Here is a 16,250-nt window from a genome sequence, read left to right as displayed (position 1 = left end):
TAAATAAAAAAGGCCCTTCCCGATTGCTGCGGGAAGGGCCCTTTTTATTTGTCTGAAGTGCGACGTTGATCAGCCCTTGCGCTGGTCCACCACGAAGTGGCTTCCCTCTGTCTCCTTTGCCTGCTTCTTGAGCTCGGCGGCCATTTCGGCGACCTTGGCCACGTGTCGGATCTTGTCCGAGTTCATGGGCACGGCGGCGATGGCGATGGAGAGCAGGGGGATCTTCTCAGCCTCGCCTTTGCGATTGGTGCCGTTGTAATACCCTTGTCTTTTGGTGGCCTCGTCAAACAGGTCCAGGACGATCTGGTCGAAATGGTCGATAATGGTCTGACACACCGGTTCCACCTGCGCCAGAGAGGCGATGAATACAAAATCGTCGCCGCCGATATGTCCGCAGAAACCGCCCCCGGCATCGCGTACGGCATTGAACATGATACGGGACAGCATCCGGAGCACCTCGTCCCCATGGGAAAAGCCGAAGGCATCGTTATATGGCTTGAAATGATTAATATCCACATGGCAGACCGCCAGCGGCTTGCCCATGGCGTCCTCGATGGCCCGCTGGATGGAGGTGTTTCCGGGAAGGCGCGTCAGGGGATTGTTGTCGAAGATACGATTGATGCGCGAGAAGGAGAGCGCAATGCGACAGAAGAGTTCGCTGAAATTGATCGGCAGGAACAAAACGTCGTCCAAGGGATAGGTCTCCCAGGGGAATAAGTCGTAATCCGCCGGTGAGACAAGGCCGATGATAGGAATGGTACTGAAAAAGCTGTCGCTCCGCAGGGCCGTGACGATCGTCATACCGGCATTTCCGTCCGCAAAGAGGTCAACAATCAGGAGATCGGGTGGGTCGGAATAGAATGCGCCCAGCACGCCGTCTATGTACGACATGGCGGTCGCCTGGTGCCCTCTGCTTTGCAGGCGCAATTGCAACTGCGAGGTGAGTTGCGCGTCGGAGGAGACGAGGGATATTCTAATTGGGGGCAGCATCGGTGTTCTGCTGTAGTTCAAGGCTGAAGTTTTTGACCTCTACCAGCTTGTCTTCCAGGTCCTCGACAAGTTCGGTAACGGTCTGTTCATTGAGCTTCAGGGCGTCCCAGGCGGCCTGTTGGATCTGTGGCACATAGTCGTCGCCGCTATCGCCAAAGCCGCTGGCCTTGATTAGCACGTCGGCAATATGCACCACGGCGGTTTTAATGCGGTGGTTCTCCGATGTCTCCACATTGTGATGGCAGTTGATCGGCTCGCTCAGTTTGTCCGGCAAAAACCAGCTCTTGGCAAGCCAGCCTCCCACCTCGGCGTGATCGGTGTCAATGACTTCCTGCTCGGCTTCCCGCATGTAGACCCGTTTTTCATTGATGACACGCCGGACCTCTTCCTCCGCTTCACTGCATTTGAGGCTGATGATGACCTTGCCGATGTCATGCAGAAGCCCGGCGGTGGCGATCTCCTCGCACTCCGGCAGGCCGAGCTTGGCGGCAATCATGTTGGAGGCCACACCAACCCCCAGGGAGTGCTCCCAGAGGCCGACGCTGTTTTTTTCCATGATCTCGAAAATGGATGAGGAAAGGGCAAGGCTCTTGACCACGTTGACCCCCAGAAGGATCATGGCGTTGGAGATGGTCGAAACGCGGTAGAATCCGTAGGAAGGGGAGTTGGCCAGCCTGAGTATGCGTGCCGACAGCACTTGGTCGGACGACACGATCCGGGCCATCTCCTGCACCGAGGATTTGTCGTTATCGGACAGGGCGTTCAGTTTATTGATGACACCCGGCAGCGTGGGGAGCGTTTTGGTGTCCATGATGATTTTTTTCAGTTCATTCCGTTTTTCGTCCACCAGACTCTCCCATGGAACGCTTCAGGTAATTGGCATAGATGTCATGGAGTTTAAACGTTAACGGGTCCTCGCGAACCTTTTCGAAACGACAGTCGAGCTCTCTGAGGATGTCGTCAAGGCTACGGTCTCCCTCTTCCCAGACGGGATGTCCCTCCACATACACGGATTGAATGTCCAGGTTGCACAGTCGGACAATAAGCGACTCCGTCAATTCCGTGCCCTTGCCGCAAATGGGGATGCCGCTGGTTTGATCGCTGCGGAAAACGTCCCTGGCGAGTGTCATGCCTGCTGCGGCACGTATCAGAGGTATTTTTTGCATGATTAGGTAAGGATTCCCGTCCCGAATGATTCAAATATGCTAATGATTAATGATAAATAAAAAAATATACTAGCCAAAAAAGGCTGTAACGTCAATCAAGTTCGTTTGCTGATGATGAATAGTTTCTTTGTGATTGATCACACCAGGTAAACGCATGGAGTTCGAGAAACAACATATCTAACTATGACTGCTTTCTCTTTCCCGTGACTCAGTCAATTACCTTCCCTTTGCCCACCCATACGATACCGGTACTGGTGTGCATGACGATCTTGCGCCCCATGTTGCCGCCCACATCACAGGCTTTGATCGGTATGGCGTATTTATCCAGCATTTGGTTGGCCAGGATGACGTTACGGTCGCCGATCATGAATATTTCATTTCCATTGTGGCTACCGGTGATATTTGCTCCCCCGAAAACTTTAGCCACGAGATGTTTTTTCTGGCACCCGAGGGACAACATCTTGTTCAGGAGTTTTTCCACGGCAATATTACCGTAACGGGGGGTCGCAAGGCCTTCGCCATTCCAAAGCGGCAGCATGAAATGATTCATACCCCCTACACGGGCGACGGTATCCCACAGGCAGACGGAAACGCACGAGCCGAGCACGGTACTGATCTGGTAATCGCGCACATCGGCAAAGAGAGCCCCGGGGAACAGGAAGTGCTTGTTGGGAGCGTCTTCGTTATTCATGGTTTCTATTTTTCGCTGATCTCATCGAACAGGAACAGGTTGCCGCCCTCCGCAAGCGTGGTGAGTTCACCCACTCCGGCATGGGACGGGAGCGTGACCCGGAACAGCGCTCCCCGACCGCGGGCACTTTCAAGGATAATAGTCCCCTCTAACAGTTCGACCAGCGCCTTGGTGATGCTTAACCCCAGCCCCTGTCCCAGATGGGGGCGGGTCGTGCCGGTTTCGAGCTGGATGAAACGGTCGAAAATCCGTTTCTGGTCCTCTACGGCGATGCCTAGTCCGTGGTCCTGCACCTCGATGATGAGGCTGTCCGGGGAAACAGCAAGAGAAACCCTGATGTCCTCCCCTTCTCGGCTGTATTCTACCGCATTGGCAATCAGGTTGGAAAGGATGATCTGCAACTTCTCGGCGTCGGTGCTGAACAGCGGCGGTGCCTCTTCTTTGGGCGGTTCCAGGCGGATCTCCACGGATTTGCGGGTGGCGCTGTGCCGGAATGATTCCGCCACGTCCCGCGCCACCGTCATGATATTTACCCTGCTCAGGTGCGGATCGATTTCACCTGATTCCAGTTCGGCAGCCATGAAGATGTTGCGGAGTTGGAAGTCCAGGTTGCTGGCCTCCGAGCAGATCATCGCAGCCAGCCCAGCGGCCTCGCTGCCATCCGGAATAAGGGCCGTTATCTGTCCTGCCATCCCGAGAATGGCGTTGAGCGGGTTGTTGATCTCGTTTCTGATGTTGGAGAGAAAGTTGCTTTTGAGCGCCTCGGATTGTTCGAGCCGCCGGTTCATATCTACCAGCTTGAGGTTGATCACACTCAGATCTGAAAAGGCTTTACGGCTCTTGGCAAAACGGTTGCTCAATTCCTGGATCAACTCATCGTCCGTCAGATTCATGGTCCGCTCCTTGCCAATTCCAAATTGAGGCGCTATCTGGGGTGGCTCGTATTCAGCTTCTCAACGTATTACTCCGTACGCCTTCGCCGCCTTGATTTCATCCTTGATTTGAAATCGGAATTACTGGTATCCCAACTCCGATCCATTACCCGCCTCGCCTCCGGCCCCCTCGGCAATCGGTGTCCGGTTTTTCACCGCGAAGACCTCTATGCCAGCCTTCGTCTCCAGGGGGCAGACGTTCTCGCAGATACCGCACCCGTTGCAGATTTCCTCCATCACGTAAGGCTCCCTGATCTTTTTGCGGGTGCCGTCCAATCCGACGACCTCCACCTCCCGCGAACGGATGGCCTTGGACGGGATCGGACAGTGCTCCTCGCAGACGATGCAGTCAAGCCTTTTGGCGAACGGCAGGCAGTGGTTCTTGTCGAGTACCGCCTTGCCGATCACCTCACGTTGTTTGAAATCTGCCGGCAGTCTGGGGATGGCCCCGGTGGGGCAGACCTGGCCGCAAAGGGTGCAGTTGTATTCGCAGTATCCCAGGCGCGGGACGACCAAAGGTGTATAGATGCCTTCTATTCCGGCCTGCCAGGAAGCCGGATAGAGGGCGTTCTTCAGGCAGACCTTCATGCATTCGCCGCAGCGAACACATCTATTCAGAAACTCGTCTTCGTCTCGCACGCCGGGAGGCCGCAGCAGTCGTGAGGCCTTCTCTGGCGGGCGGAAGCGCGCCGGGATCGCCAGCAGCAGGCCGGCCGCCATGCTCCCCAGCAGTACCCGTCGTTCCGGGAGAAGCGGCCCGGCATCCTTGCGTCCGGAGGTAAGACGAAACGAGATACGCTGGTGAGGACAGTGTAGTTGGCACTCCATACAGAGGATGCACTCCTCCTTAGCCAACAGATCCTGGTCAAAGGTGGTCGGGCACAGCTCCCGGCACTTTCCGCAATCACTACAAAGGTTTGGAGGGATACGTCTGAAAAGGGAAAAGCGCCCCAGCCACCCGAGCAGGGTACCCAGAGGGCACAGGTTGCGGCACCAGTTACGCTCCTCGAAATATTCCAGGGCAATGATCGCCAGAAGAACCAGGGCCGAAAAGCCGGCCATGGGGTAGAGCGTCTCGCGGAAAGGGAGCAGGTAGGCGTGCAGCAAGTCATACGCCGGAGCAATGGTGTCGCGGCGCTCACCGATCATGTGGTAGATCCCGACCCATCCTTCCCGCGCAGTGAGCCCCAAAAGCGGATAGAAAAAGAAGGTCAACCCCCGGAGCAGGATGGCCATGGGGTCCAGCAGGCCGGCCACGTTCAGGTTGAGCAGTGCTGCGGCAAGGATCGGCAGCAGGAGCCAGTACTTCAGATTGCCTTTGAGGGCGATGAGCGGACGGTGTGTGCGGTTCTTGGGCGTCAGGAGGTCCAGGACGGTTCCCAACGGGCAGATCCAGCCACAGAAAAAGCGTCCCAGAAGGAGTGTGGTTGCAACCGTAACCAAGGCCGGTAGTAAAAGCCACGTCCAGGATTTTGCGGACAGCAGGTAACTGAAGAGCACCAAGGGATCAACACGGAAGAAGGTATTTACAGCGGCGTTGATCTCGTCGTGGCCTCGGTACTCGGTCTGTACGAACAACAACAGAAACAGAGCCAGGAAGGCCAGTTGGCTGATGCGGGAGGAGGTCGGTTTCATGCTGTTACCTTACGAGCCCATGATTTCGAGGCGTGAACACGCAATAACGGCGTCAGGCCCGCACCACCCTGATCCGTCCCAGGTCCATCTCGCCCAGGCCCCTCTTGTGGGCGGCCACGATGGTCGGAATGTCTGCCGGCCTGAGGCCGAACAGGGTGGTGGCAAAGGCGTCGGCAGCCACGATGTCGGAGGATGTGATTACCTTGTTGAGCACCTTGACGTCGGCCATACTTCCTCCTTGGGGGCCGTGGGCGGTCAGGATGCGGGTGGCGTCGATCACCGTCAGATGACTCTTCATGCGGGCGTTCACATCCGCCAGGGCCACATCGAGGTTGCGATGGATGTAGCCCCGGTTCCCCCCCATAACCCCCATGATATTCTTGAGGCCCAGAGTGAGTTTGGACAGACCGTGATGTTTGGCGATCGGGACGTTGATGAAGACGTTGGCCGAAAGGGCCTCATCGTACAGGTCCCACTCCTTGAGAAACCGGCCGTTCAGCGATACCTTTTTAAAACGCTCCTGCTCAATCTGTTTGCATTCCACATGCTTCATACCCCTGAGCGCCCCTTCGATACCACTGTTGGCGTAGCAGCGCCGTGAGTCATTGCAGGTATAGTCGAATACCTTGACCTTTTTCGCCCCAGCGGCCAAGCACTCCTCAACCAGCGCCCGCACAACCTGGGGATGGGTGTTGGCGGCAAACTCGGTTGATCGGTCCCACCCCATGTTGGGTTTGACCACCACCACGTCGCCGGTCTTGACGAAGCGCCTCATGCCGCCGATGGCGTTAACCGCTTTACGGGTGATGGCGTCATAATCCTTGCCTTCAGCCACCGCAACCAGCGGCTGATCCTTTGCCGCCAGAGCTTCTCTGACCAGGGCGGGCGCCAGGAGCGAGGCCGCGGCGGTTGTCTTGAGAAATGAGCGTCTGTCCATGGGAATAGCTCCTCCGGGCTGTGATCGGTACTGCATGAAGGACCATTGTATGCCTGGCCGCATAATTTTCAAGCATGTAAATGGCCTGATTGTGAAGACAAGGGGCCCCCAAGGGGGGGGTACCGGTGATTCAACCGCTCTTCCGCCAGCGCCGCTCCGCCCAACAGGCCGGCGTCGTCTCCCAGTTCGGTCTTGAGGATCGCCAACCCGTCGCAGATAGATGGAAAACAGCGGCGGGACAACTCTGCCCTGAGACCCGGGAGCAGGAAGTCGAAACTGGCGGCCACCCCGCCACCTATGATGATCGCTTGCAGGTTGAGCGTGTTGGACAGGCTCCCCAAGGCGATACCCAACCACCTGCCGAGCCGCTCGAAGGCCATCCCTGCACCGGCCACCCCCTGGCGCGCCAGGGCGGCCACGGTCTCCGCGCTCAGGTCCTCGGTAACAGTGGCCAAGAGGTCTGCCGGGATCAGCTCCCGTGCCGAGCGCACTACGGCCCCGGCCGAGCAGTATTGTTCCAGGCACCCCTGATTGCCGCAGGGGCAGGGGGGGCCATCGGGGTGTACGGTGACATGCCCGAATTCCGCCGCAAAACCGTTCGTGCCGGTCCAGAGCCTGTTGTCCAGGATCAACCCGCTCCCCAGGCCGGTCCCGATGGTTGCCACAAGAAAGGACGACAGCCCCCTGCCGGCGCCGAAACGCTGTTCGCCGAGCGCAATGATGTTGGCGTCATTGCCGCAGGCGGCGGGAAGGCTGATGTGCTCTTCCAGAAAGTCCCCCAGTTTCAGGCCCTCCAAAGGGCGCATGTTGACAGAGGAATGGATCAGACCATCCCGGCCGATCAGCCCCGGTACCCCGGCGCCGACGGCCGTTACCGTTATGCCGCGGCCGGCCGCCCATTCCCGCAACTCGCAGATGCCCCCTAGGAGGCGTGAACAAAAAAACTCCCGCCCCTCTTCGATCCCGCTGGCGGTGCGCCGCTGCTCAAGGATTGCGCCCGAGGCGGCGACCAGGGCGCAGCGCAGGTTGGTTCCACCTATGTCGATGCCGATCACGGCCGTTTCCATCATCTAAGCTCCTGCTTTGATCTTTTCCGCCAGTCGGTCGTAGGTTTCCTGGAGCCCTTCGGGGATCACGCGGACGTCGCCGACCACCGACATGAAATTGGTGTCACCATTCCAGCGCGGCACGATGTGGACGTGCATATGGTCCTCGATACCGGCTCCGCCCGCCTTTCCCAGGTTGATGCCCATGTTGAAGCCGTGCGGGCTGCAGGCGGCCTTCAGCAGGTTATGGGCCCGTCGTACGCACTGCATGAGATCCAGGATTTCCGTGTCGGAAAGGTCGTCCATGTCGGACACATGCCGGGATGGGGCTACCATCAGGTGGCCGCCGGAGTAGGGGTAACGATTCAGCATGATCAGGGAATGCCCGCTTCGGGTCAGGACCAGCCGTTCCCGGTCGTCGTTTTCCTTCCAGGCGCTGCAGAAGATGCATCCTTCCTGAGGGGGTGTGTTGCTGATATTGTTGATATAGGCCATCCTCCAGGGTGCCCACATACGTTCCATGTCGGTTCCTCCTTTCTTTGCCTGCTTCTGGATTGTAGCAGTACAAACGCCGGAGGCAAATCATTAGTTATAAATAAAATAATTTTTTATAACCCTGCATTAACTTCTTGACAAATATGACTGAGGGAAGCTATGGTTTTTTCATTTTAAGTAAAAGATTTTGCTTATATAAGTAGAAATAAACCCCTGTTTTTTACTATAAATAAAACCGGAGGACGTGATGGCCAAGATTACCGGAGCACTGGAATATCATTCGAGCGGCAGGAAAGGCAAGATTGAGGTTATATCTTCGAAACCCTGTTTGACGTCCCGCGACCTTTCCCTGGCTTACTCGCCCGGTGTTGCGGAGCCCTGTCTGGAGATCGAAAAGAACCCCGAAGACGCGTACCAGTACACAGCCAAGGGGAACTTGGTGGCCGTTGTCTCCAACGGCACGGCGGTGTTGGGACTGGGCAATATCGGAGCTCTGGCAGGCAAGCCGGTCATGGAGGGGAAAGGAGTTCTCTTCAAACGTTTTGCCGATATCGACGTGTTCGACATTGAGTTGAACAGTGAAAATCCGGATGAGATAATCCGTGCCTGCCAGCTCTTGGAGCCGACCTTCGGCGGCATCAACCTGGAGGATATCAAGGCTCCCGAGTGCTTCTACATCGAGGAAGAACTGAAGAAAACCATGAACATCCCGGTCTTCCACGACGACCAGCACGGCACAGCTATCATCTCCTCTGCGGCCCTGATCAACGCTCTGGAGTTGATCGACAAGAAGATCGACCAGATCAAGATCGTGGTGAACGGTGCGGGTGCATCGGCCATTGCCTGCGCCAACCTGGCCATCTCCCTGGGGGTAAAGCGGGAAAACTTGATCATGTGTGACACCAAGGGTGTGATCTACCAGGGGCGCGCCGAAGGGATGAACAAATACAAGGAGCGCTTTGCCGTCGATACACCGTTGCGCACCTTGGAAGAGGCGGCTAATGGGGCCGACGTGCTCTTCGGGCTCTCGTCCAAGGGGGCGTTTACCGCGGAGATGGTGCGCAAGATGGCCGCTAATCCGATCATTTTTGCCATGGCAAATCCCGATCCCGAGATTACGCCGGAAGAGGCCCGCGCGGTGCGGGGCGACGTTCTGATCGCCACCGGGCGTTCCGACTATCCCAACCAGGTCAACAATGTTCTCGGTTTCCCCTTTATCTTCCGCGGCGCCCTGGACGTACGCGCCACGACCATCAACGAGGAGATGAAAAAGGCCGCGGTGTTTGCCCTGGCGGAACTGGCCCGGGAGGAATGCCCCGATTCGGTCTGCCGCGCCTACGGCAACGTCAAATTCTCCTTCGGCCGGGACTATATCATTCCCAAGCCGTTCGACCCTCGCGCCTTGCTGCGGGTGGCGCCGGCAATCGCCAAGGCGGCTATGGACTCAGGCGTTGCCCGGCAGCCGATTGCCGATATGGACAAATATGTAGAACATCTGGAATCGTTGCAGGGTAAGGCTAAGGAGACCATGCGCCTGATCATCAACAAGGCCAAAAGCGACCCCAAGCGAATCGTCTTCCCGGAGGGAGATAACGAGAAGATCCTCCGCGCCGCCCAGATCCTGATCGAAGAGGGGATTGCAAAACCGATCCTCATCGGCAGTAGCGACAAGATCAACGCCAAGATGGAGGAGCTTGGCCTGGATTTCAATGGCAGCGTGCCGATCATCGACCCGTCGAACTTCAGTCAATCCGAAGAGTACGCCCAAGAGCTTTTTAGTCTGCGGCAGCGGAAAGGGTTGACCCTCTCTGAGGCCCGGCGAATTCTGACGCGCAAGTCACGTACCCACTTTGGTTGCATGATGGTGCGTCAAGGGGATGCGGATACGCTGCTCTCGGGCATCGATACCCATTATCCCGAGACCATCCGGCCGGCCCTGGAGGTGATCGGCAAGCAGGCCGGGCTTTCCAGCGTGCATGGCCTCTACATGATGGTGTTCAAGAAGGGGATTTTTCTTTTGGCAGACACCACGGTTTGTATCGAGCCCACCGCCGAGGAATTGGCCGAAACCGCCATCCTTGCCGCGGAAAAGGCCCGGATGTTCGACATCGATCCGACGATCGCCATGCTTTCCTTCTCCAACTTCGGGTCGGTCCAGCACCCCCAGGCCCTGAAGGTCAAAAAGGCGGCGGAGATCGTTAAGGAAAAAGCGCCGGGTCTGATCATCGACGGCGAAATGCAGTCCGATACCGCCGTGGTCACGGAAATCCTGCAAAAAAGTTTCCCCTTCGCCAACCTGAAGGAGGCTGCCAACATCCTTATCTTCCCGGACCTTAATTCAGGGAATATCTGCTACAAACTTCTCCACCATCTGGGAGGAGCCGAAGCCATTGGGCCGATCCTGATGGGGATGAAGAAGCCGGTCCACGTCCTGCAGCGCGGGGACGATGTAGACGATATCGTCAACATGGCGGCAATAGCCGTAGTTGATGCCCAAATATCCTGAGGTAATTGCGGCACGGAGCGGGAAGCTCCCCTGGGGACTAAAACAGTGCCATAGAACACCGTCCTCGCGTTACGGGAGTATTCGGGTGTAATTACGTAGAATGCCCCGGCGTCGCGTTTTTCGCCCGCCCCCCCCATGGCGTTTTTAGAGCACAAACACAAAAACCACTGGCAGATCGCCCGTGGTTTTTGTGTTTGAATTTAAGGTGCGATGTGATATTTTGGCTTAGTTATGGCGATTTATACCTGTAAGCTCGGCGCATCGGACGGCAAAGTAATGTTTCGCGAACTCGAGGCGGACGAGCCGTTGATGTTGCGCAAAAGTCTGGAAGATCAGGGCTTTTTTGTTTTCGAGGTAAAACGGAAACCCTTGCAGTTTCTTTTTGAAAAGGGGTTGAAGCGCCGTCGCATCGATAATCGCACGCTTCTTACCCTGAATCAGGAGATGCTCGTTCTGATCAAGGCAGGCATGCCGATCATGCAGGTTCTCGACGCGATTCTGGAACGGCACGAGACCGGCAAACTCGCCGAGTTGTTGCTTCAAGTCCGGGAGGACGTGAAGGGTGGGGTAGCGCTCTCGGCCGCTCTGGACAAGCATGGCCGGGCGTTCCCGCAGTTGTACGTGGCCTCCATCCGCGCCGGAGAAAGGACGGGGGATCTGCCCCGTACGATCCGGCGCTATATCCAGTATCTCAAGCGAGTTGACAGTATCCGTAAAAAGGTCGTCTCGGCGCTGTTTTACCCATCCATTCTCATCATTTTCGCATTCATGGCCATTACGCTGCTGTTGCTGTACGTGGTGCCTACCTTCAGTCAGGTCTATGCCGATGCCGGTTCCCAACTGCCGGCGCCAACCAGGATGCTGATCAGCTTTACCTCGTTTCTCCGGCATTTTGCCCTGCTGGGGGTACTGTTGATTGTCGGTCTGGTCGCCGCGTATCGCTCCTGGGTCGGTACGGAGTCGGGCCGCTACAAGGTTGATCGTTTCAAGCTGACGATCCCGGTGGCTGGCGATGTTTTTACAAAGTATTCGGTGGCTGGTTTTACCCGCACCCTGGCAACGGTGCTCGGCAGCGGAATACCGATTATCGAGTCGTTGCGGATGTGTATCGGAACACTCGACAACCGTTACATGGAAAAACGTTTCTTCGAAGCGGTCAGATTCATCGAGGAGGGTGGGCGGCTCTCCACCGCCCTGGAACGGATCAATATCATGCCGCCCCTCGCACTCCGCATGTTGGGGGTGGGGGAGGCGACCGGCTCGTTGGAAGATATGCTGGTTGACATTTCCGATTATCTGGAGGAAGAGTTGGAGGAGCGCATGCACGTCCTCACGACAGCCATAGAACCTGCCATCATGCTTGTTGTGGGTGTTGTGATCGGGGTCATCATTATTGCCATGTACCTGCCGATATTCAAGATTGCCGGCACGGTGGGCTAGGAGCGGCAATGCAATCGTACCGGCGAAGAAAAATCGGCACGATCCTGGTGGAACGAGGCACGCTCTCGGCGGATCAACTGCCGATTGTTCTCGATAAATTGGGCATCGGTAAACTGCGTTTCGGAGAGATCTGCATTCAGGAGGGCCTGATCAGCGATGACGACTTGGCCCGTGCTCTGGCCGAGCAGTTCAACCTGGAATATATCGATCTGGCCAATTTTAAGCCGGATGAGTCACTGCTCAATGCGCTGCCTCCCGACGCTCTCCACCGTTTCCGCTTTGTACCGTTGGAGATGACGGAAAGTTCCATGGTCGTAGCTATTGCCGACCCTACCGATGTGGTCAAGCTGGATGAATTGGAACTCTTGTTCGACCGTCCCTTGCAACTCCGCATTGCGGCGGAGTCTGCTATTTCCGCGCTCGTCAAGACGGGAGAAGGGACGCGCCGGGTGCTTCGTGAAGTTTCGGAAGACTTCATGTTGCAATTGGTCAAGGAGACGGAACGGGGCGAAGAAGTCCTGTCGGTGGAGAGCATCTCCGATGACACAAGTCCGATCATCAAGTTGGTCAACAGCACCATTCTGGATGCACTTAACCGCCGCGCCAGCGACATCCATATCGAAACCGGACATGAGGGCGTAGAGATCAAGTACCGCATCGATGGTGTCCTGTACCGGGCCAATGAGCCCATCGACCTGCATTTTCAAGGACCAATCATCTCGCGTCTCAAGGTTATGAGCGAGCTGGATATCTCGGAGCGGCGCATACCCCAGGACGGACGTTTCAAAATCCGTTTCAGCGAAAAATCCATCGACTTTCGCGTATCTATCATGCCGAGCGCCTTGGGTGAGGATGCGGTCATACGCATCCTTGACAAGGAGAGCATTGCCAGCGATATGAAAGGATTATCGCTGGAAAATCTCGGGGTCTGCGAGAGGGAGATAAAGCGCTTGCGCAGAAAAATCCGCGAACCGTACGGCATGGTGCTGGTGACCGGCCCCACTGGTTCGGGTAAGACCACCACGCTCTATGCGGCCCTGACTGAGATCCATACGGGCGAGGACAAGATCATCACCATCGAAGACCCGGTGGAATACATGCTGCGCGGTGTGCTCCAGATCCCGGTCAACGAGAAAAAGGGCCTCACCTTTGCCAAGGGGCTGCGCTCTATCCTGCGTCACGACCCGGACAAGATCATGGTCGGCGAGATCCGCGATTCGGAGACCGCCCAGATCGCCGTTCAATCCGCCTTGACCGGCCACCTGGTTTTTACCACGGTGCATGCCAACAACGCCTTTGACGTGATTGGGCGCTTTATCCATATGGGTATTGACCCTTACAACTTCGTTTCCTGCCTCAACTGTGTCATGGCGCAGCGACTGGTGCGGAGGGTCTGCCCGAAATGCCGCCGCCCGGTCCGTTACACCGACGACGTTCTGCGGGAAGCAAGCGTGGATCCGGAAAGCACACGCAATGCCACCCTGTACGAGGCGGTGGGTTGCGAGGAGTGCAACGGGACCGGATACCGTGGGCGTTCCGCCATCGTGGAGCTTCTCGAGTTTAATGATGAACTCCGGGATCTGATCATTGCTCGGGTGCCGGCAACCCAACTTAAGCAAACCGCCCGAGAAGCGGGGGTGGTCTTTCTCCGGGAAGCGGCTGTTGAAAAGATGCTTGCAGGGGAAACGACGCTGAAGGAAATCAACCGCGTTACTTTCGTGGAATGACGGAGATGAATTGACGCTATGTTGTTTACCAGAACCTCTCTTGGAGTTGAAATAAACCAATCCGGTGTGGCCTTTGCCCTTTTAGGGGGTACGCCTGCGGCGCCGCGCCTGGAGAGGGCCGTTCACACACCTTTGCCTACGGGCGCCGTGCGCAGTTCGTTACGTGAGCCGAATATTCTCGACCTTCAGGCCTTTGTCGAGAGTTTTCAGAACGCCCACAACCTGCTGTTACATCGTTCGAAGCGTCTTTCTCTGACCCTGCCCGATTCGGTCGGCCGCATCATTCTCCTGGACATGGAGGGGCGTTTCAAGAATCGAACGGAAGGCCTGGACATGATCCGCTGGAAGTTGAAAAAAAACATCCCGTTCGATGTCTCCGATACCCATCTGGACTACCAGTTGCTGAAGATACGCGAGAACGGCGACATGGCCCTGCTGGTGGCGCTGGCCTCCCGCACGGTTATCGAACAATACGAGAATGCGCTCACATCGGCTGGGTTCACACCGGCGCGAATCGATTTCAACAGTTTCAATCTCTACAGGATTTTTGATCGTCGTCTGGCGTTGCTGGACGATAGTCTCCTCATCTACTTTCATAACGGCGCTCTCGGCATCATGGCCTATTACAATGGTGTGCCCGAATTCATCCGGGTAAAAGAGCTGCCAGGGACGAGTGCCGTTGATAATCGTGTTTTCATGGAGATCAATAACTCGCTCTTGGTCCATCGCGAACGCTTCCCCGAACGGAACACGGCCAATGTATTCTGCATTGCGCCGCCCGACGTGGCTTCTGCGTTTTGCAGCATGGTTTCGGAAGCGGCCGGGTCGGAAGCAATCCTGTTGGAAACGAAAACAGCGGTGACTCCCGGTAGAGAGGCTCCGGGGGATCAGGAGTCGTTTTTCCTCTTTTCAGCCGCCATCGGCGCCGCCTTGAGGAGTCTGTGATGCGTTTTACCATCAATCTGGCCACCAGGACATACGTGGATCAGCGGCTTATAAGCCAGATCTGTTACGCTGCTATTGTCTTGCTTGTCCTTGTATTGTCGTGGAATACCTTTGTTGCGTTCAGCAATTTGGGAGAATTACACCGCTTGAAATCGGATATCACAACCTACGAGGGCCGCCTGAACAGTCGGCCCAAGGATGTCCCCGAACGGGAGTACACCCATCTGCTGGCGGAGATTGCCTTCTTCAACGGTATTATTGAACGTAAGGCCTTCAACTGGCTGGGACTGCTTGAGCAGATGGAAAATGTCACGCCCGAAGGTATTGCATTGACCTCGCTGGCGCCCGACATGAAGAGCGGCGACGTGAAGATAGAAGGACGAGCGCACTCTTTTGCAAACCTTCGGACTTATATGGAAAAGCTTGATGAATCCAAGGCCTTCACAAAAGTTCTGCTCCTGTCGAATCGCGATGTGGCGATAAGTGATAAGGTTCGCGGGATTCAATTTACCATTTCATGCAGGGCGGCGTTGAAATGAATCAGGTTATCCAGGAAATAGTTCGCCAGAGGCAGCGTATTCTCGTGGTGGTTCTGGTGTTGCTGGTGCTCAATATCGCGGTGCTCGTCTTTTTGAAGGGCTATCTGGCCTCTGCCATTAGTGATACCCAGACATCATGGGGCGACCTACGGAGGCGCGTAGCGGTTGCCGGCCAGAACGATGCCGCAACGATCTACCGCAGGGGCAAGGCTGACCTGGAACAACTCAGGACGCGCATCCCCCCTAAAAACCAGTTCCCCCGTTTATTGGGCGGGATCTTCGATACAGCATCTTCCGACAGCGTCAGCGTGGGGGCGGTCAACTATCGGCCCTCGGTTATCAAGGACAATCCTGCACTCCTGTCCTATGGTCTCTCTCTGTCGGTCAGCGGGAGTTATGCCGCGGTTAAGAATTTTCTGGCTGACATGCAGAAGAATGGCGAACTAATCGTTATTGACGGTTTAACCATGGCGAATAACGACCCATATGAGGAAAATGTGGTTATGGACCTTCACATGACGGTTTATCTGCAGGAGGTCCCATGAACCGGCAAAGGCTGATTCTGTTCATCCTGCTGATCGCGCTGGCCCTCGCCGTGTCGTGGAGTTTTTTTGCCATGCCCCGTCCTCAGGTCGCTCCTCCCCAGAAGTCTGCCTCTGACCAGCGGACCAAGGAGGCTTCGGGACGCACGACGCCGACAGCGAGCCTGCCGAGTGATGACCGTATACTGAAACTGGATCTTCTTAATCGAGAACGGGGTGGTTTTAAAGGCTATCGCCGTGATATATTCAGACCGATTTTTGTTGATGAATTCAAACTCATGCAAGAAAAGGCGGCGGCGCTTAAGATTGTGAAACCGCGGCCACTGCCGCCTCCGCCCCCGCCGCCGCCCCCAATTGCACCCGCCATAGCGGCGGCGCAGGAACAGGCGCAACGAAACCGACGTGAATTGGCCAAATTCGTTTTTAAGGGGTTTCTCAGCAAGGATAATCAAAAAACCATTTTTTTATCAAAAGATGGCGCCATTCTTCTGGTAAAAAAAGGTGATATTTTTGAAAAACGCTATAAGGCCGCCTCAATTACCGACCAGGCTCTTACCATTCAGGTTGTTGATTCTGCCGAAGAAATCGTCATCCCGCTCGTGGAGAATCTTTCACTAAAAGCGGTGCCTTAACGTTTGAACACAGTACCAGAGGAGACG

16 protein-coding genes are annotated in these 16,250 nt (G+C 56.1%); 7 read left to right on the top strand and 9 right to left on the bottom strand.

All coding sequences use genetic code 11. From position 1 onward, the window contains the following. Window positions 1–69: 69 nt before the first annotated feature. From LDN12_RS11255 to LDN12_RS11215, 9 genes are all read right to left on the bottom strand, one after another. Window positions 70–990 (bottom strand): diguanylate cyclase domain-containing protein, encoded by a 921-nt coding sequence (locus LDN12_RS11255; protein WP_223922762.1) that lies wholly within the window; start codon window positions 988–990, stop codon window positions 70–72. Next, a complete protein-coding gene (locus LDN12_RS11250) occupies window positions 974–1,837 on the bottom strand; it encodes an HDOD domain-containing protein (RefSeq protein ID WP_223922761.1) in 864 nt (287 codons plus the stop codon). Before LDN12_RS11250 ends, LDN12_RS11255 begins: the two co-directional genes overlap by 17 nt. Then, window positions 1,818–2,156, bottom strand: coding sequence for a hypothetical protein (locus LDN12_RS11245; RefSeq protein WP_223922760.1), 339 nt, complete (start codon window positions 2,154–2,156; stop codon window positions 1,818–1,820). The genes LDN12_RS11250 and LDN12_RS11245 overlap by 20 nt, the downstream gene beginning before the upstream one ends. 208 nt (window positions 2,157–2,364) lie before the next feature. Then, window positions 2,365–2,847, bottom strand: a complete 483-nt coding sequence (locus LDN12_RS11240; protein WP_223922759.1) for a chemotaxis protein CheD — start codon at window positions 2,845–2,847, stop codon at window positions 2,365–2,367. A 5-nt stretch (window positions 2,848–2,852) separates the two neighbouring features. After that, a complete protein-coding gene (locus tag LDN12_RS11235) occupies window positions 2,853–3,740 on the bottom strand; it encodes a sensor histidine kinase KdpD (RefSeq protein ID WP_223922758.1) in 888 nt (295 codons plus the stop codon). Between the two features lie 120 nt (window positions 3,741–3,860). Next, window positions 3,861–5,414, bottom strand: coding sequence for a 4Fe-4S binding protein (locus LDN12_RS11230; protein ID WP_223922757.1), 1,554 nt, complete (start codon window positions 5,412–5,414; stop codon window positions 3,861–3,863). Window positions 5,415–5,466: 52 nt separating this feature from the next. Further along, complete coding sequence (locus LDN12_RS11225) at window positions 5,467–6,351, bottom strand: DUF362 domain-containing protein (RefSeq protein WP_223922756.1); 885 nt, start codon at window positions 6,349–6,351, stop codon at window positions 5,467–5,469. A gap of 68 nt (window positions 6,352–6,419) precedes the next feature. After that, complete coding sequence (locus LDN12_RS11220) at window positions 6,420–7,421, bottom strand: ROK family protein (RefSeq protein ID WP_223922755.1); 1,002 nt, start codon at window positions 7,419–7,421, stop codon at window positions 6,420–6,422. Further along, complete coding sequence (locus LDN12_RS11215; RefSeq protein WP_223922754.1) at window positions 7,422–7,919, bottom strand: HIT domain-containing protein; 498 nt, start codon at window positions 7,917–7,919, stop codon at window positions 7,422–7,424. It abuts the gene before it with no gap. A 220-nt stretch (window positions 7,920–8,139) separates the two neighbouring features. Between LDN12_RS11215 and LDN12_RS11210 the strand changes: the two genes are divergently transcribed. The 7 genes from LDN12_RS11210 to LDN12_RS11180 all read left to right on the top strand — a co-directional run bounded on the left by LDN12_RS11210 (window position 8,140) and on the right by LDN12_RS11180 (window position 16,223). Beyond that, a complete protein-coding gene (locus LDN12_RS11210; protein WP_223922753.1) occupies window positions 8,140–10,398 on the top strand; it encodes an NADP-dependent malic enzyme in 2,259 nt (752 codons plus the stop codon). A gap of 231 nt (window positions 10,399–10,629) precedes the next feature. Continuing rightward, a complete protein-coding gene (locus LDN12_RS11205; RefSeq protein ID WP_223922752.1) occupies window positions 10,630–11,838 on the top strand; it encodes a type II secretion system F family protein in 1,209 nt (402 codons plus the stop codon). An 8-nt stretch (window positions 11,839–11,846) separates the two neighbouring features. Next, window positions 11,847–13,565, top strand: a complete 1,719-nt coding sequence (locus tag LDN12_RS11200) for a GspE/PulE family protein (protein ID WP_223922751.1) — start codon at window positions 11,847–11,849, stop codon at window positions 13,563–13,565. An 18-nt stretch (window positions 13,566–13,583) separates the two neighbouring features. Continuing rightward, entirely contained in the window at window positions 13,584–14,510 is a 927-nt protein-coding gene (gene pilM / locus LDN12_RS11195) for a type IV pilus biogenesis protein PilM (protein ID WP_223922750.1), read from the top strand. Beyond that, window positions 14,510–15,049 (top strand): PilN domain-containing protein, encoded by a 540-nt coding sequence (locus LDN12_RS11190; protein WP_223922749.1) that lies wholly within the window; start codon window positions 14,510–14,512, stop codon window positions 15,047–15,049. Before pilM ends, LDN12_RS11190 begins: the two co-directional genes overlap by 1 nt. Next, on the top strand, window positions 15,046–15,594 hold the full coding sequence (pilO, locus tag LDN12_RS11185) for a type 4a pilus biogenesis protein PilO (protein WP_223922748.1): 549 nt from the start codon (window positions 15,046–15,048) through the stop codon (window positions 15,592–15,594). Before LDN12_RS11190 ends, pilO begins: the two co-directional genes overlap by 4 nt. Next, a complete protein-coding gene (locus tag LDN12_RS11180; protein WP_223922747.1) occupies window positions 15,591–16,223 on the top strand; it encodes a hypothetical protein in 633 nt (210 codons plus the stop codon). Before pilO ends, LDN12_RS11180 begins: the two co-directional genes overlap by 4 nt. The last annotated feature ends 27 nt before the right edge of the window (window positions 16,224–16,250 follow it).

This window comes from Geobacter sp. AOG2 (genome assembly GCF_019972295.1).
In the GTDB taxonomy this organism is placed as follows: domain Bacteria; phylum Desulfobacterota; class Desulfuromonadia; order Geobacterales; family Pseudopelobacteraceae; genus Oryzomonas.
Note: the sequence above shows the minus strand (reverse complement) of the source record. Positions and strands in the feature narration are given on the sequence as shown.

Excerpts from the sequence above, each read along its gene's own strand:
- LDN12_RS11215 (WP_223922754.1), bottom strand. The coding sequence starts at position 7,919 with ATGGAACGTATGTGGGCACCCTGGAGGATGGCCTATATCAACAATATC.
- pilO (WP_223922748.1), top strand. The coding sequence starts at position 15,046 with ATGAATCAGGTTATCCAGGAAATAGTTCGCCAGAGGCAGCGTATTCTC.
- LDN12_RS11235 (WP_223922758.1), bottom strand. The coding sequence starts at position 3,740 with ATGAATCTGACGGACGATGAGTTGATCCAGGAATTGAGCAACCGTTTT.
- pilM (WP_223922750.1), top strand. The coding sequence starts at position 13,584 with ATGTTGTTTACCAGAACCTCTCTTGGAGTTGAAATAAACCAATCCGGT.
- LDN12_RS11210 (WP_223922753.1), top strand. The coding sequence starts at position 8,140 with ATGGCCAAGATTACCGGAGCACTGGAATATCATTCGAGCGGCAGGAAA.
- LDN12_RS11200 (WP_223922751.1), top strand. The coding sequence starts at position 11,847 with ATGCAATCGTACCGGCGAAGAAAAATCGGCACGATCCTGGTGGAACGA.
- LDN12_RS11230 (WP_223922757.1), bottom strand. The coding sequence starts at position 5,414 with ATGAAACCGACCTCCTCCCGCATCAGCCAACTGGCCTTCCTGGCTCTG.
- LDN12_RS11190 (WP_223922749.1), top strand. The coding sequence starts at position 14,510 with ATGCGTTTTACCATCAATCTGGCCACCAGGACATACGTGGATCAGCGG.
- LDN12_RS11240 (WP_223922759.1), bottom strand. The coding sequence starts at position 2,847 with ATGAATAACGAAGACGCTCCCAACAAGCACTTCCTGTTCCCCGGGGCT.
- LDN12_RS11220 (WP_223922755.1), bottom strand. The coding sequence starts at position 7,421 with ATGATGGAAACGGCCGTGATCGGCATCGACATAGGTGGAACCAACCTG.
- LDN12_RS11255 (WP_223922762.1), bottom strand. The coding sequence starts at position 990 with ATGCTGCCCCCAATTAGAATATCCCTCGTCTCCTCCGACGCGCAACTC.
- LDN12_RS11245 (WP_223922760.1), bottom strand. The coding sequence starts at position 2,156 with ATGCAAAAAATACCTCTGATACGTGCCGCAGCAGGCATGACACTCGCC.
- LDN12_RS11205 (WP_223922752.1), top strand. The coding sequence starts at position 10,630 with ATGGCGATTTATACCTGTAAGCTCGGCGCATCGGACGGCAAAGTAATG.
- LDN12_RS11225 (WP_223922756.1), bottom strand. The coding sequence starts at position 6,351 with ATGGACAGACGCTCATTTCTCAAGACAACCGCCGCGGCCTCGCTCCTG.
- LDN12_RS11180 (WP_223922747.1), top strand. The coding sequence starts at position 15,591 with ATGAACCGGCAAAGGCTGATTCTGTTCATCCTGCTGATCGCGCTGGCC.